Source organism: Streptococcus parapneumoniae (assembly GCF_037076355.1).
Taxonomy (GTDB): Bacteria; Bacillota; Bacilli; order Lactobacillales; family Streptococcaceae; genus Streptococcus; species Streptococcus parapneumoniae.
Map to the genome: position 1 here is coordinate 68,554 of NZ_AP026968.1, position 15,252 is coordinate 83,805.

Consider the following 15,252-nt stretch of genomic DNA (forward strand, 5'->3'; position numbering starts at 1 on the left):
CAGTTTTTTCTTTACGATTTTTGAGACGACCATTCTATTTATTCGGTTAAATTCTTGTAATTTTAAGTTTTTTATGGTAGAATGTGCTCAAGTAATACGAAAGGCGAACTTTTAAATGTCAAAACAATTGATCTATTCGGGAAAAGCTAAAGATATCTATACAACTGAGGATGAAAATCTTATTATTTCAACTTACAAGGACCAGGCGACTGCTTTCAATGGTGTCAAGAAGGAGCAGATTGCAGGTAAGGGAGTGTTGAATAATCAGATTTCATCTTTTATTTTTGAGAAATTAAATGCGGCTGGTGTGGCGACTCACTTTGTGGAGAAGCTTTCAGACACGGAACAACTCAATAAAAAGGTTGAGATTATTCCTCTCGAGGTTGTGCTTCGCAACTACACGGCTGGTTCCTTTTCAAAACGTTTTGGCGTAGACGAAGGTATAGCATTTGAGACTCCGATTGTCGAATTTTACTACAAAAATGATGATTTGGATGATCCATTTATCAATGATGAGCATGTGAAATTTCTACAGATTGCGGATGACCAGCAGATTGTCTATTTGAAGGAAGAAACGCGTCGTATCAATGAACTCTTGAAGGCTTGGTTTGCTGAGATTGGGCTTAAGTTGATTGACTTTAAGCTAGAGTTCGGTTTTGACAAGGATGGTAAGATTATCTTAGCAGATGAATTTTCACCAGATAACTGCCGCTTGTGGGATGCGGATGGCAACCATATGGATAAGGATGTTTTCCGTAGAGGATTGGGAGAACTAACCGACGTTTATGAGATCGTCTGGGAGAAGTTGCAAGGTTTGAAATAATCTGTTTGCAACGGAAAACCTTCGTCTCTCAAATAAAAGGACTCAGGCTGAAAAGGTCCCCCAGACCTTTTCACTCCGTAGAGAATTGGGAGAACTAACCGACGTTTACGAAATTGTTTGGGAAAAGTTGCAGGAATTGAAATAACAGTCTCAAGGCTGTTTAGGAACATTGCAAGAGCTGAAATAAAGGAATAAGGATTGATGGATAAACGTATTTTTGTTGAAAAAAAGGCTGATTTTCAGGTCAAGTCAGAGAGTTTGGTAAGAGAGCTCCAGCACAACTTGGGACTTTCAACTTTGAAAAGTATTCGTATTATGCAAGTGTATGATGTCTTTAACTTGGCTGAGGACTTGTTTGTGCCTGCAGAGAAACATATTTTCTCTGAGCAGGTGACAGACCATGTTTTGGACGAAGCGGCTGTGCAGGCGGATCTTGCCAACTATGCTTTCTTTGCCATTGAAAGCCTACCAGGGCAGTTTGACCAACGTGCAGCATCTTCACAGGAAGCTTTGCTTTTACTAGGAAGTTCGAGTGATGTAACGGTTAATACAGCCCAACTTTACTTGGTGAATAAAGATATTGATGCAACTGAGTTGGAAGCGGTCAAGAACTACTTGCTCAACCCAGTTGATTCTCGTTTCAAGGACATCACGACAGAGATTGCCAAGCAGGAATTTTCAGAGTCAGACAAGACCATTCCAAAATTGACTTTCTTTGAAAACTATACAGCGGAAGACTTTGCTCGCTACAAGGCCGAGCAAAGGATGGCCATGGAAGTGGATGATTTGCTCTTTATCCAAGACTACTTCAAGTCAATCGGGCGCGTGCCAACTGAGACAGAGCTCAAGGTTTTGGATACTTACTGGTCTGACCACTGCCGTCATACGACTTTTGAGACAGAGTTGAAACACATCGACTTTTCAGCTTCTAAATTCCAAAAACAATTACAGGCGACCTATGAAAAGTATATTGCCATGCGTGATGAGTTGGGGCGTTCTGAAAAACCGCAAACCTTGATGGATATGGCGACTATTTTCGGTCGTTATGAGCGTGCTAATGGACGTTTGGACAACATGGAAGTATCAGACGAAATCAATGCCTGTTCGGTTGAAATCGAAGTGGACGTTAATGGTGTGAAAGAACCCTGGCTCCTCATGTTTAAAAATGAAACCCACAACCACCCAACTGAGATTGAGCCATTTGGTGGGGCTGCTACCTGTATCGGTGGAGCCATTCGTGACCCATTGTCAGGTCGTTCTTATGTTTACCAAGCTATGCGTATCTCAGGTGCGGGTGATATTACAGCACCGATTTCGGAAACGCGTGCTGGGAAATTGCCACAACAGGTTATTTCTAAGACAGCGGCTCATGGTTATTCTTCATATGGTAACCAGATTGGGCTTGCGACGACCTACGTTCGTGAGTATTTCCATCCAGGCTTTGTAGCTAAACGCATGGAGCTAGGTGCTGTTGTCGGTGCGGCTCCCAAGGGCAATGTGGTTCGTGAAAAACCGAAAGCGGGTGATGTCATTATTCTCCTTGGAGGTAAGACTGGACGTGATGGTGTCGGTGGTGCGACAGGCTCTTCTAAGGTTCAAACGGTTGAGTCTGTGGAAACTGCTGGAGCTGAGGTTCAAAAAGGGAATGCTATCGAAGAACGCAAGATTCAACGACTTTTCCGTAATGGTGATGTCACTCGTCTCATCAAGAAATCCAACGACTTTGGTGCTGGTGGTGTCTGTGTAGCCATCGGTGAATTGGCAGACGGTCTTGAAATCGACCTCAACAAGGTGCCTCTTAAATACCAGGGCTTGAATGGTACCGAAATTGCCATCTCTGAATCTCAAGAACGGATGGCTGTGGTGGTTCGTCCTGAGGATGTGGATGCCTTCGTTGCTGAATGTAACAAAGAGAATATTGATGCTGTTGTGGTGGCGACAGTGACTGAAAAACCAAATCTTGTCATGCACTGGAATGGTGAAACCATTGTTGATTTGGAACGTCGTTTCCTTGATACAAACGGTGTACGTGTGGTTGTAGATGCTAAGGTGGTTGACAAGGATGTCAAGCTTCCAGAAGAACGTCAAACATCTGCTGAAACCCTTGAAGCTGATACTCTTACGGTTCTATCTGACCTCAATCATGCGAGTCAAAAAGGCTTACAAACCATCTTTGACTGTTCGGTTGGTCGTTCAACAATCAATCATCCGCTTGGCGGTCGTTACCAACTCACACCAACTGAGGCATCTGTGCAGAAATTACCAGTTCAACACGGTGTGACTCATACTGCGTCAGTCATGGCTCAAGGATTCAACCCATATGTAGCTGAATGGTCTCCATACCACGGTGCTGTCTATGCGGTGATCGAAGCAACTGCTCGTTTGGTTGCTGCTGGTGCCAACTGGTCTAAGGCTCGCTTCTCTTACCAAGAGTACTTCGAGCGCATGGACAAACAAGCTGAGCGTTTTGGTCAGCCAGTAGCAGCTCTCCTAGGCTCTATTGAGGCACAAATTCAGCTTGGTTTGCCATCTATCGGTGGTAAGGACTCCATGTCTGGTACTTTTGAAGAATTGACAGTACCGCCAACCTTGGTCGCTTTTGGGGTGACGACAGCGGATAGCCGTAATGTGCTCTCTCCAGAATTTAAAGCTGTTGGGGAAAATATCTACTACATCCCAGGTCAAGCCCTCTCTGCAGAAATTGATTTTGACTTGATTAAGTCTAACTTTACTCAGTTTGAAGCCTTTCAAAAGGCTCACAAAGTAACAGCAGCTTCAGCTGTTAAATACGGTGGTGTGCTTGAAAGTTTGGCACTTGCTACCTTTGGAAATCATATCGGTGCAGAAGTAACCTTGCCTGAACTTGAAACGGCTTTGACAGCTCAATTAGGCGGATTTATCTTCACATCGCCTGAAGAAATCGCTGGAGTAGAGAAGATTGGTCAAACGAAAGCAGACTTTACACTGACTGTAAACGCTGTGAAGCTAGATGGACACAAACTTGACAGTGCCTTCCAAGGGACATTGGAAGAAGCTTACCCAACAGAATTTGCCCAAGCTAAAGAACTGGCTGAAGTACCAGCTGTGGTATCAGATGTTGTGATTAAAGCCAAAGAAAAGGTTGAAAAACCTGTGGTTTATATCCCAGTCTTCCCAGGAACCAACTCAGAGTATGACTCAGCTAAGGCCTTTGAGAAAGAAGGTGCAGAGGTTAACTTAGTGCCATTTGTGACCTTGAATGAAGAAGCCATTGTCAAGTCAGTTGAAACCATGGTTGACAACATCGGCAAGGCTAACATCCTCTTCTTTGCAGGCGGTTTCTCAGCTGCGGACGAGCCAGATGGTTCAGCTAAGTTTATCGTCAACATCCTGCTCAATGAAAAAGTGCGTGTAGCTATTGATAGCTTTATCTCTCGTGGTGGTCTGGTTATCGGTATCTGTAATGGATTCCAGGCCTTGGTCAAATCAGGTCTTCTTCCATACGGGAACTTCGAGGATGCCAGCAGCACGAGCCCAACCCTTTTCTACAATGATGCCAACCAACACGTGGCCAAGATGGTGGAAACTCGCATTGCCAATACTAACTCACCATGGCTTGCTGGGGTGGAAGTTGGTGAGATTCACGCCATTCCTGTTTCGCACGGTGAAGGGAAATTTGTCGTGATGGCTGAGGAATTTGCAGAGCTCCGTGACAATGGACAAATCTTCAGCCAATATGTTGACTTTGATGGAAAACCAAGTATGGATTCTAAGTACAATCCGAATGGTTCTGTCCATGCCATCGAAGGAATTACTAGCAAGAACGGCCAAATCATCGGTAAGATGGGACACTCAGAACGTTATGAAGACGGTCTTTTCCAAAATATCCCAGGCAATAAAGACCAGCACCTGTTTGCGTCGGCGGTTAAATACTTTACTGGAAAATAAGACTTACAGATTTTCTAATAGATAGTATCAGTAATGTAAAAGTCATGTAGATTTAGCTCTTGGTGCTACACAAATAAAAATTAGGTATATAAAATGACATACGAAGTAAAATCTCTTAATGAAGAATGTGGTGTTTTCGGTATCTGGGGACATCCAGATGCTGCTAAGTTGACCTATTTTGGTCTCCACAGTCTTCAACACCGTGGTCAGGAGGGGGCAGGAATCCTCTCCAATGATCAGGGACAATTGAAGCGCCATCGTGACATGGGACTTTTATCAGAAGTCTTCAGAAATCCTGCTAATTTGGATAAATTGACGGGAACTGGTGCGATTGGGCATGTGCGTTACGCGACTGCTGGCGAAGCTTCTGTAGATAATATCCAGCCTTTCCTCTTCCGTTTTCACGATATGCAGTTTGGTTTGGCTCATAATGGGAACCTGACCAATGCGGCCTCTCTCAAGAAAGAATTGGAAGAACGAGGAGCGATTTTCAGCGCGACTTCGGACTCTGAAATCTTGGCTCACCTCATTCGTCGCAGTCACAATCCGAACTTGATGGGAAAAATCAAGGAAGCGCTCAGCCTTGTTAAAGGTGGTTTTGCCTATATCTTGCTGTTTGAGGACAAGCTGATTGCTGCCCTTGACCCCAATGGTTTCCGTCCGCTTTCTATCGGGAAAATGGCCAACGGAGCGGTGGTTGTTTCCTCTGAAACCTGTGCTTTTGAGGTTATTGGTGCTGAATGGATTCGTGATTTGAAGCCAGGTGAGATTGTGATCATTGATGACCAGGGCATCCAGTATGACAGCTATACAGATGATACCCAGTTAGCGATTTGCTCTATGGAGTATATCTACTTTGCTCGCCCTGATTCTAATATCCACGGTGTTAATGTCCATACGGCACGTAAACGTATGGGTGCCCAATTGGCGCGTGAATTTAAGCATGAGGCGGATATTGTGGTCGGTGTACCCAATTCCTCACTCAGCGCAGCTATGGGCTTTGCGGAAGGATCTGGTTTACCAAATGAAATGGGTCTTATCAAGAACCAATACACCCAGCGAACTTTTATCCAACCGACTCAAGAATTGCGGGAGCAAGGGGTGCGGATGAAACTGTCTGCTGTTTCAGGCGTTGTAAAAGGCAAGCGTGTGGTTATGATTGATGACTCTATTGTACGTGGGACGACCTCTCGTCGTATCGTCCAGCTTTTGAAAGAAGCGGGTGCGACTGAGGTTCACGTTGCCATTGGTAGTCCAGCGCTAGCTTATCCATGCTTCTATGGAATTGATATCCAGACTCGTCAGGAACTGATTGCGGCCAATCATACGGTTGAAGAAACGCGCCAAATCATTGGTGCGGACAGTCTGACCTATCTTTCTGTTGAAGGATTGATTGAGTCGATTGGTATTGAAACGGATGCGCCAAATGGTGGTCTCTGTGTCGCTTACTTTGACGGTGACTACCCAACGCCTCTCTACGACTATGAAGAAGACTATCGTAGAAGTTTGGAAGAAAAGACCAGTTTTTACAAATAGACAATAGATCCTCCATTAAAGAAAAGGAATATAAAAATGGCAAATAAAAATGCGTACGCTCAATCTGGTGTGGATGTTGAAGCGGGTTATGAAGTTGTTGAACGAATTAAAAAGCATGTGGCTCGTACGGAGCGTGCAGGTGTCATGGGAGCTCTTGGTGGTTTCGGTGGCATGTTTGACCTTTCAAAGACTGGGGTCAAAGAGCCCGTCTTGATTTCAGGGACTGACGGTGTCGGAACCAAGCTCATGCTTGCCATCAAGTACGACAAGCACGATACCATCGGTCAGGACTGTGTTGCCATGTGTGTCAATGACATTATCGCTGCAGGTGCGGAGCCCCTCTATTTCCTTGACTACGTAGCGACAGGGAAGAATGAACCAGCTAAGCTAGAGCAAGTCGTTGCTGGTGTGGCAGAAGGTTGTGTGCAGGCATGCGCTGCCCTCATCGGTGGGGAAACGGCTGAAATGCCTGGCATGTACGGCACAGATGACTATGACTTAGCTGGTTTTGCGGTCGGTGTGGCTGAAAAATCTCAAATCATTGACGGTTCAAAGGTGGCAGAAGGAGATGTTCTTCTCGGACTTGCTTCAAGTGGGATTCATTCCAATGGTTACTCTCTCGTCCGTCGTGTCTTTGCGGATTACACAGGTGAGGAAGTTCTGCCAGAATTGGAAGGCAAGAAACTCAAGGAAGTTCTTCTTGAGCCGACTCGTATCTATGTCAAGGCTGTTTTGCCACTCATCAAGGAAGAGTTGGTCAACGGTATTGCCCACATCACAGGTGGGGGCTTTATCGAAAATGTTCCTCGTATGTTTGCAGATGACTTGGCTGCTGAGATTGATGAAAGCAAAGTTCCAGTGCTTCCTATTTTCAAAGCTCTTGAAAAATATGGTAAAATCAAACATGAAGAAATGTTTGAAATCTTCAATATGGGTGTGGGACTTATGCTAGCAGTCAGCCCTGAAAATGTAGGTCGTGTCAAGGAATTGCTGGATGAACCAGTCTATGAAATTGGTCGTATCGTCAAGAAAGAAAACGAAAGTGTCATCATCAAATGAAAAAAATAGCGGTTTTTGCCTCTGGTAATGGCTCAAATTTTCAGGTGATAGCGGAACAATTTCCAGTAGAGTTTGTCTTTTCAGACCATCGTGACGCCTATGTGCTCGAACGTGCAGACAAGCTCGGCGTTCTGTCCTATGCTTTTGAACTCAAGGAGTTTGAGAGCAAGGCAGACTACGAAGTAGCCATTGTCGAACTCTTGGAAGAGCACCAGATTGACTTGGTTTGTCTAGCAGGCTACATGAAAATTGTTGGGTCAACCTTATTGGCAGCTTATGAAGGCAGGATTGTCAACATTCATCCAGCCTACCTGCCAGAATTTCCAGGAGCTCATGGGATTGAGGATGCTTGGAATGCTGGTGTTGCTGAGAGTGGTGTGACCATTCACTGGGTAGATTCGGGTGTGGATACAGGAAAGGTTATCAAACAAGTACGTGTGCCACGGCTGGCTGATGATACCATTGACAGTTTTGAAGAACGGATTCATGAAGCGGAGTACAAGTTGTATCCAGAGGTTCTGGATAGTTTGGGAGTAGGGAGAAGATAAGAAGTAAATCAAATTTTGATTGTGCAATTTTGCTAGGAGAAAAAATGATTGAGATAAAATTAGTAGATGAGAGCAGTTTTCAGGCAGTGCTGGATTTGAAAATATCTGAAGCTGATGAACGAGCACGTTTCGTGTCTCCAAATGTACGCTCTTTAGCTGACGCATGGCTCTACCGAGAGAATGGGGATGTGTTTCCAATGGCAATTTATTGGAATGAGCTTGTAGTTGGTTTTCTCCTGTTGGAAATAGATAAGGATGAAGCGGAATACTTTATCTGGCGGATAATGATTGGCCAGCAGTACCAAGGAAGAGGTTATGGACGAAAAGCCGTGGAATTTCTGATCAAAAAGGCTCAGATGGATAGCACTTGCAATCATATTATCGCAGATTATGTGGTTGGAAATGAAAAAATGAAGCACCTGTTGACTAGTTTGGGTTTTCAGGAAACAGGATTTATAGAAGAAAATAATGAAGTCGCTATGCGCTTGGACCTAAAGAAAGAGGAATAGAATGACGAAAAAAGCTTTAATCAGTATCTCAAACAAAGATGGTATTGTTGAATTTGCCCAAGAACTTAAAAAAACTCGGTTGGGACATCATCTCAACAGGTGGAACCAAGGTTGCCCTTGATAATGCTGGGGTGAGCACCAGTGCCATTGATGATTCATATGATATCTTTGATTTAAAATTGGAGTCAGTGATTGTCGAAGACGACTTCAAACGGAGGTATTTGTAATGTTAGAATCTAAAAAAACAACTCGATATGTATTTTATGTCTATCTGATGTTATTAACTTGGGGAATCTTATTTAAGTTTGAAACAAATCCTGAATTTATAGCATTTTTCTTAGCTCCAAGGTATATCAATTGGATTCCATTTTCAGAACCACTAATAGTAGATGGAAAAATTGTTTTTACTGAAATGTTATTTAATCTGATTTCCTTTATTCCATTAGGTGTTTGTTTCCCTCTGATAAAAACTAGTTTATCTAGTTTAAGAATAGTCGGGACAGGTTTCTTGATTAGTTTATTGTTTGAGTGCTTACAGTATATTTTAGCAATAGGTATAACAGATATAACGGATTTGGCTTTAAATACGCTAGGTGTTTGTGTAGGCTTATTGATTTATCAAATTTTTATAAGAGTGTTCAAATCACAGACTAGAAAATGGGTCAATATCTTAGGTATGCTTAGCCTTAGTTTTGCTTATTTTGTTTTACTGTTACTGCATTTAATTGGTGTTTAACTAATGATTAAAAAGGAGAATATAATGACTAAACGCGCCTTAATCAGCGTATCAGACAAAGCGGGCATTGTTGAATTTGCCCAAGAACTCAAAAAACTTGGTTGGGAGATTATCTCAACAGGTGGAACTAAGGTTGCCCTTGATAATGCTGGGGTGGATACCATTGCTATCGATGATGTGACTGGTTTCCCAGAAATGATGGACGGTCGTGTGAAGACCCTCCACCCAAATATCCACGGAGGGCTTCTCGCTCGTCGTGACTTGGATAGCCACTTGGAAGCGGCTAAGGACAACAAGATTGAGCTTATTGACCTTGTAGTGGTCAACCTTTATCCTTTCAAGGAAACGATTCTCAAACCAGACGTGACTTACGCTGATGCTGTGGAGAATATCGATATTGGTGGGCCATCTATGCTTCGTTCAGCAGCGAAGAACCACGCTAGCGTAACAGTTGTGGTGGATCCTGCTGACTATGATGTGGTGCTTAACGAATTGGCAGCCAACGGCGAAACCACTTACGAAACTCGCCAACGTTTGGCAGCCAAGGTTTTCCGTCACACAGCAGCTTATGATGCCTTGATTGCAGAGTATTTTACAGCTCAAGTGGGTGAAAGTAAGCCTGAAAAGTTGACTTTGACCTATGACCTCAAACAAGCCATGCGTTACGGTGAGAACCCTCAACAAGACGCGGACTTTTACCAGAAAGCTTTGCCTACAGACTACTCCATTGCTTCAGCCAAACAGCTCAATGGTAAGGAATTGTCCTTTAACAATATCCGTGATGCGGATGCTGCTATCCGTATCATCCGTGATTTCAAAGACCGTCCAACTGTTGTGGCTCTCAAGCATATGAATCCATGCGGTATCGGTCAGGCTGATGACATTGAGACTGCTTGGGACTACGCTTATGAGTCTGACCCAGTGTCTATCTTTGGTGGAATTGTCGTTCTCAACCGTGAGGTGGATGCTGCGACAGCTGAAAAGATGCATGGTGTTTTCCTTGAAATCATCATTGCACCAAACTATACGGATGAAGCGCTAGCTATTTTGACTAATAAAAAGAAAAACTTGCGTATCCTTGCCTTGCCATTTGATGCTCAAGAGGCTAGCGAAGTAGAAGCAGAATACACAGGTGTTGTCGGTGGACTTCTGGTGCAAAACCAAGATGTTATCAAAGAAAGTCCAGCTGCCTGGCAAGTGGTGACCAAACGCCAACCAACTGAGAAAGAAGCGACAGCTCTTGAGTTCGCTTGGAAGGCTATCAAGTACGTCAAATCAAACGGCATCATCATCACCAATGACCACATGACACTTGGTGTTGGCCCAGGTCAAACCAATCGCGTGGCTTCTGTTCGTATTGCGATTGACCAAGCCAAAGACCGTCTTGACGGTGCTGTGCTTGCTTCTGATGCCTTCTTCCCATTTGCGGATAATGTGGAAGAAATCGCCAAAGCAGGTATCAAGGCCATCATCCAGCCAGGTGGATCCGTCCGTGACCAAGAATCCATCGAAGCCGCTGACAAATATGGCTTGACTATGGTCTTCACAGACGTGAGACATTTTAGACATTGAGAATGTTAAAGGGAAGAAAACAGTTTCTTTCCTTTTTTGCGTAAAAATGCGGAGTGAAATAAGATTAAAACGAACGTTTGTGGTATAATATTAGTAAATAATTCGCAAAAGAGGTTGAGGAATGAAGCTGTTAGTTGTCGGTTCGGGTGGTCGTGAACATGCGATTGCTAAGAAGTTGCTTGAGTCAAAAGAGGTAGAAAAGGTTTTTGTTGCTCCTGGGAATGATGGGATGACTCTGGATGGTTTGGAATTGGTAAATATCTCTATTTCCGAACATTATGAATTGATTGAGTTTGTAAAAGCCAACGATATTGCTTGGTCATTTATCGGGCCAGATGACGCCCTTGCGGCTGGTATCGTGGATGATTTCAATGCGGCAGGACTCAAAGCTTTTGGTCCGACAAGATTGGCAGCTGAGCTGGAGTGGTCCAAGGATTTTGCTAAGGAAATCATGGTCAAATATGGCGTTCCGACAGCAGCCTATGGCACATTCTCGGACTTTGAGGAAGCTAAGGCCTATATCGAAAAGCAGGGGGCTCCTATCGTAGTTAAAGCGGATGGCTTGGCGCTTGGGAAGGGCGTCGTCGTTGCTGAGACGGTTGAGCAAGCGGTCGAAGCAGCTCACGAGATGCTTTTGGACAATAAATTTGGTGACTCAGGTGCGCGTGTGGTTATTGAGGAATTCCTTGATGGGGAGGAGTTCTCCCTCTTTGCCTTTGTCAATGGGGACAAGTTCTACATTATGCCAACAGCTCAGGACCACAAACGTGCCTACGATGGCGACAAGGGACCTAACACAGGCGGTATGGGAGCTTATGCGCCAGTTCCTCACTTGCCACAGAGCGTAGTTGCCACAGCAGTTGACACTATTGTCAAGCCAGTCCTTGAGGGCATGATCCAAGAAGGGCGTCCGTATCTTGGCATCCTCTACGCAGGGCTTATCCTGACAGCTGATGGACCGAAAGTCATCGAGTTCAACGCTCGGTTCGGAGATCCCGAAACTCAGATTATCTTACCTCGATTAACATCTGACTTTGCACAAAATATTACGGATATCCTCGATGGCAAGGAGCCAAACATCACCTGGACGGACAAGGGTGTGACTCTGGGTGTGGTTGTCGCATCAAACGGTTACCCGCTTGACTATGAAAAAGGTATTGAATTGCCAGCCAAGACAGAAGGCGACATCATCACCTACTATGCAGGGGCTAAGTTTGCGGAAAATAGCAGAGCACTGCTCTCAAATGGCGGACGTGTTTACATGCTCGTCACCACCAACGATACCGTCAAAGAAGCCCAAGATACCATCTACAGCGAACTCAACACACAAAACACAGAAGGCCTCTTCTACCGAACGGATATCGGAAGCAAGGCGATAAAAGATTAACAGATACTAAATTTGTCATGGTGAGCGAAAGCGAACCAAAATAGAATAATCGTCGCAGTAGTGGAACTCCTAGTAGCTTTGCTACTAGGAGCGGAAAACTGGAGACCTAGGCTCCAGTTTTAGTAATGGAACGCCATAGGCGGTCGCTTACGTCCGTACTACATTAAACGATTATTAAAAAGAAAAATAAAAATTCATAAAATACGCTAATGGACGCATAACCCTGCGAGCGTTAGCGAGCTAATATAGAACAATCACCGCCGTTGTGAAAGAACGCTTGGATGACAATCCAAGCGTTCAGGGAAATTGGAAGACCTTGGGCTTCCAATTTAGGCATGAGACTGCTGCCGTCCCTCACAACCTAAGGTGATTGAAAAAAGAAAGGAAAGAAAAGGAAAATTATGACCAAACCAATTATTTCCATCATCATGGGCTCAAAATCCGACTGGGCAACTATGCAAAAAACAGCAGAAGTCCTAGACCGCTTTGGTGTAGCCTACGAAAAGAAAGTTGTCTCTGCCCACCGTACACCTGACCTCATGTTCAGACATGCGGAGGAGGCCCGTAGCCGTGGCATCAAGGTTATCATCGCAGGTGCGGGAGGCGCAGCTCATTTGCCAGGAATGGTAGCTGCCAAAACAATCCTTCCTGTCATTGGTGTACCAGTCAAATCACGCGCGCTTAGTGGCGTGGACTCACTCTACTCTATCGTGCAGATGCCGGGTGGAGTACCTGTTGCGACCATGGCTATCGGTGAAGCAGGAGCGACAAACGCTGCCCTCTTTGCCCTCCGTCTCCTTTCAGTAGAAGATCAGGCTATCGCGACAGCATTGGCAGATTTTGCAGAAGAGCAAGGAAAAATCGCAGAGGAGTCGACAAATGAGCTCATCTAAAACAATCGGAATTATCGGTGGCGGTCAGCTGGGTCAGATGATGGCTATTTCTGCCATTTATATGGGGCACAAGGTTATCGCGCTGGATCCTGCGGCGGATTGCCCAGCCTCTCGTGTGGCGGAAATCATCGTGGCTCCTTATAATGATGTGGACGCTCTTCGTCAGTTGGCGGAACGTTGCGATGTCCTCACTTATGAGTTTGAAAATGTCGATGCTGACGGTTTGGATGCTGTCATCAAGGAGGGAGAACTCCCTCAAGGAACGGATCTGCTCCGCATTTCTCAAAATCGTATCTTTGAAAAGGATTTTCTCTCAAATAAGGCACAAGTCACTGTTGCCCCTTATAGGGTTGTGACTTCTAGCCATGACTTGACAGATATTGACCTGTCGAAAAATTATGTCCTCAAGACGGCGACTGGTGGCTACGATGGGCATGGACAAAAGGTCATTCGCTCGGAAGCAGACTTGGAAGAAGCCAATGCACTAGCCGATTCAGCAGACTGTGTTTTGGAAGAATTTGTCAACTTTGACCTTGAGATTTCTGTCATCGTGTCAGGCAACGGCAAGGAAGTGACAGTTTTCCCAGTTCAGGAAAATATCCACCGTAACAACATCCTCTCTAAGACCATTGTGCCTGCTCGCATTTCTGAGAATCTAGCAGAAAAAGCCAAAGCTATGGCGGTGCGAATAGCTGAACAGCTGAACCTCTCTGGTACGCTCTGCGTGGAAATGTTTGCGACCGCTGACGACATTATCGTCAATGAGATTGCTCCACGTCCACACAACTCTGGGCACTATTCTATCGAAGCCTGCGACTTCTCCCAGTTTGATACCCATATCTTGGGCGTTCTGGGAGCACCATTGCCAGCTATCAAACTGCATGCCCCAGCTGTCATGCTCAATGTTCTCGGCCAGCATGTCGAGACCGCTGAAATATTTGTCACAGAAAATCCAAGCGCCCACCTCCACATGTATGGTAAAATAGAAGCAAAGCATAACCGCAAGGTGGGACATGTGACTTTGTTTAGTGATGCGCCGGATAGTGTGGATGAGTTTGAGAAAGGGATTGATATAGATAATGAATAATGTTTTTAGGATAATGGTTGGGTTTGAAGGACTAAGGATCGATGCAGGTGTTTTAAATAATGCGTCCTATCTTTTTTATGATGGAGCTAAAGAGCACTCTCAGCCTCTCATTATTTGTTATGATAAACAATTTTTAGATAATATTTTTAATATTGATTTTTTGGAGAATCCTCAATCTGCTAACTTAGCTACAAATATATATAGAGAGACTTATGGTCTGCAAGTTTTGGGGAAGTTACGTGAATACCCGTATTTATATTTCTCGCTAGACAATTTTCAGATTCTAGAAAATGATGTCAGAAAATATACATATATTTCATTTCTTAATGCTGTACAAGTAAGTAGAGCAATGTGGTTTGTTAAAGATAACTCTATAACTCCGGATAGTGCTATTACATACAGTGGCCCTGAAATACCTGAAAAGTACCCTGACAGTTATAATGGGTTTGGTGTTAACTATTTAGCTACTGGTGAAAGAAAAGATGTACCTTTTTCTAAAGAGGAATTAGATGAGGCTAGTGAATGGTATAAATTAATATTAGAACATACAATTTTTGCAGAAGTTAAAGGATTTAAAAGTGAAGGTCCAGAGTTTGATAATATTCCGAATTTGCCAAGTTTTCACAGAGCGTTAGATTTTTTAAATTATGCACGTAGGGAAAAAAATATTTCTTCTAAGATTGCTTTATATGTTTCTATTTTAGAATGTATTTTTGGTGTAAAAGGAGAAAATACTCAAAAGGTATCTGAGAGAGCGGCATGGTTCATTGGAACTTCTGCACTTGAGCGTTTAGATATATTTGAAACTTTGAAAAATTCTTACAAAGAACGCTCAAATTATATTCATGGAACAATGATTAAACAATCAGAACAAGTTGTTAGATATAGAAAAGAAGTTGTTCAGAAACTGGATAATGTTGTTCGTAATCTCTTTAAGAAGATTATGAATCCAAAATATAAATTTTTAAATTATGAATCTAAAGATTTAAATAAGGTAGATAGTTGGTTTAATAAGTTAGTTATTTTAGGAGAGGAACCTGATAGTTCTTTGAAAAAACAAGAGGAATAGCCAAGTATTTGAATACAGTTTAATACTTTTTAATAATATTGGGATAAGACATCAAGTTGATGGATTTCATATTATAAAGAACTAAAAAAACCACGACATGTATGCT

Annotated in this window: 14 protein-coding genes and 1 pseudogene; all 15 read left to right on the forward strand. The window is 43.7% G+C overall.

What is annotated here, in order from left to right; all coding sequences use genetic code 11:
- Positions 1 to 115: 115 nt before the first annotated feature.
- Positions 116 to 823, forward strand: a complete 708-nt coding sequence (gene purC / locus SP4011_RS00410) for a phosphoribosylaminoimidazolesuccinocarboxamide synthase (RefSeq protein WP_338619440.1) — start codon at positions 116 to 118, stop codon at positions 821 to 823.
- 1 nt (position 824) lies between these two features.
- A complete protein-coding gene (locus tag SP4011_RS00415; RefSeq protein WP_338620379.1) occupies positions 825 to 968 on the forward strand; it encodes a phosphoribosylaminoimidazolesuccinocarboxamide synthase in 144 nt (47 codons plus the stop codon).
- Between the two features lie 56 nt (positions 969 to 1,024).
- Positions 1,025 to 4,750, forward strand: a complete 3,726-nt coding sequence (locus tag SP4011_RS00420) for a phosphoribosylformylglycinamidine synthase (RefSeq protein WP_338619441.1) — start codon at positions 1,025 to 1,027, stop codon at positions 4,748 to 4,750.
- Between the two features lie 93 nt (positions 4,751 to 4,843).
- Entirely contained in the window at positions 4,844 to 6,286 is a 1,443-nt protein-coding gene (gene purF, locus SP4011_RS00425; protein ID WP_338619442.1) for an amidophosphoribosyltransferase, read from the forward strand.
- Positions 6,287 to 6,322: 36 nt separating this feature from the next.
- Positions 6,323 to 7,345 carry a phosphoribosylformylglycinamidine cyclo-ligase gene (purM, locus tag SP4011_RS00430; protein WP_164226444.1) on the forward strand — a complete coding sequence of 341 codons (1,023 nt, stop codon included), beginning with the start codon at positions 6,323 to 6,325 and terminating at the stop codon, positions 7,343 to 7,345.
- Positions 7,342 to 7,893 (forward strand): phosphoribosylglycinamide formyltransferase, encoded by a 552-nt coding sequence (gene purN, locus SP4011_RS00435; RefSeq protein ID WP_338619443.1) that lies wholly within the window; start codon positions 7,342 to 7,344, stop codon positions 7,891 to 7,893. Before purM ends, purN begins: the two co-directional genes overlap by 4 nt.
- A gap of 44 nt (positions 7,894 to 7,937) precedes the next feature.
- The gene (locus SP4011_RS00440; protein WP_000569798.1) at positions 7,938 to 8,402 is read left to right on the forward strand and encodes a GNAT family N-acetyltransferase; all 465 of its coding nucleotides are present in this window, start codon (positions 7,938 to 7,940) and stop codon (positions 8,400 to 8,402) included.
- 1 nt (position 8,403) lies between these two features.
- Positions 8,404 to 8,557 (forward strand): annotated as a pseudogene (locus tag SP4011_RS00445) (bifunctional phosphoribosylaminoimidazolecarboxamide formyltransferase/IMP cyclohydrolase); the annotation flags it as partial.
- A 71-nt stretch (positions 8,558 to 8,628) separates the two neighbouring features.
- Complete coding sequence (locus SP4011_RS00450) at positions 8,629 to 9,138, forward strand: VanZ family protein (RefSeq protein ID WP_173277312.1); 510 nt, start codon at positions 8,629 to 8,631, stop codon at positions 9,136 to 9,138.
- A 24-nt stretch (positions 9,139 to 9,162) separates the two neighbouring features.
- Positions 9,163 to 10,710 (forward strand): bifunctional phosphoribosylaminoimidazolecarboxamide formyltransferase/IMP cyclohydrolase, encoded by a 1,548-nt coding sequence (gene purH / locus SP4011_RS00455; RefSeq protein ID WP_338619444.1) that lies wholly within the window; start codon positions 9,163 to 9,165, stop codon positions 10,708 to 10,710.
- Between the two features lie 121 nt (positions 10,711 to 10,831).
- Positions 10,832 to 12,097: a phosphoribosylamine--glycine ligase gene (gene purD / locus SP4011_RS00460; RefSeq protein ID WP_338619445.1), complete on the forward strand. Its 1,266-nt coding sequence runs from the start codon at positions 10,832 to 10,834 to the stop codon at positions 12,095 to 12,097.
- A 265-nt stretch (positions 12,098 to 12,362) separates the two neighbouring features.
- Complete coding sequence (locus SP4011_RS00465) at positions 12,363 to 12,467, forward strand: phosphoribosylaminoimidazole carboxylase (protein ID WP_079211595.1); 105 nt, start codon at positions 12,363 to 12,365, stop codon at positions 12,465 to 12,467.
- Positions 12,468 to 12,498: 31 nt separating this feature from the next.
- Positions 12,499 to 12,990 (forward strand): 5-(carboxyamino)imidazole ribonucleotide mutase, encoded by a 492-nt coding sequence (gene purE / locus SP4011_RS00470; protein ID WP_054435011.1) that lies wholly within the window; start codon positions 12,499 to 12,501, stop codon positions 12,988 to 12,990.
- The gene (purK, locus tag SP4011_RS00475; RefSeq protein WP_338619448.1) at positions 12,977 to 14,077 is read left to right on the forward strand and encodes a 5-(carboxyamino)imidazole ribonucleotide synthase; all 1,101 of its coding nucleotides are present in this window, start codon (positions 12,977 to 12,979) and stop codon (positions 14,075 to 14,077) included. The genes purE and purK overlap by 14 nt, the downstream gene beginning before the upstream one ends.
- Before the next feature lie 13 nt (positions 14,078 to 14,090).
- Positions 14,091 to 15,146: a hypothetical protein gene (locus tag SP4011_RS00480; RefSeq protein WP_338619449.1), complete on the forward strand. Its 1,056-nt coding sequence runs from the start codon at positions 14,091 to 14,093 to the stop codon at positions 15,144 to 15,146.
- Positions 15,147 to 15,252 lie beyond the last annotated feature (106 nt).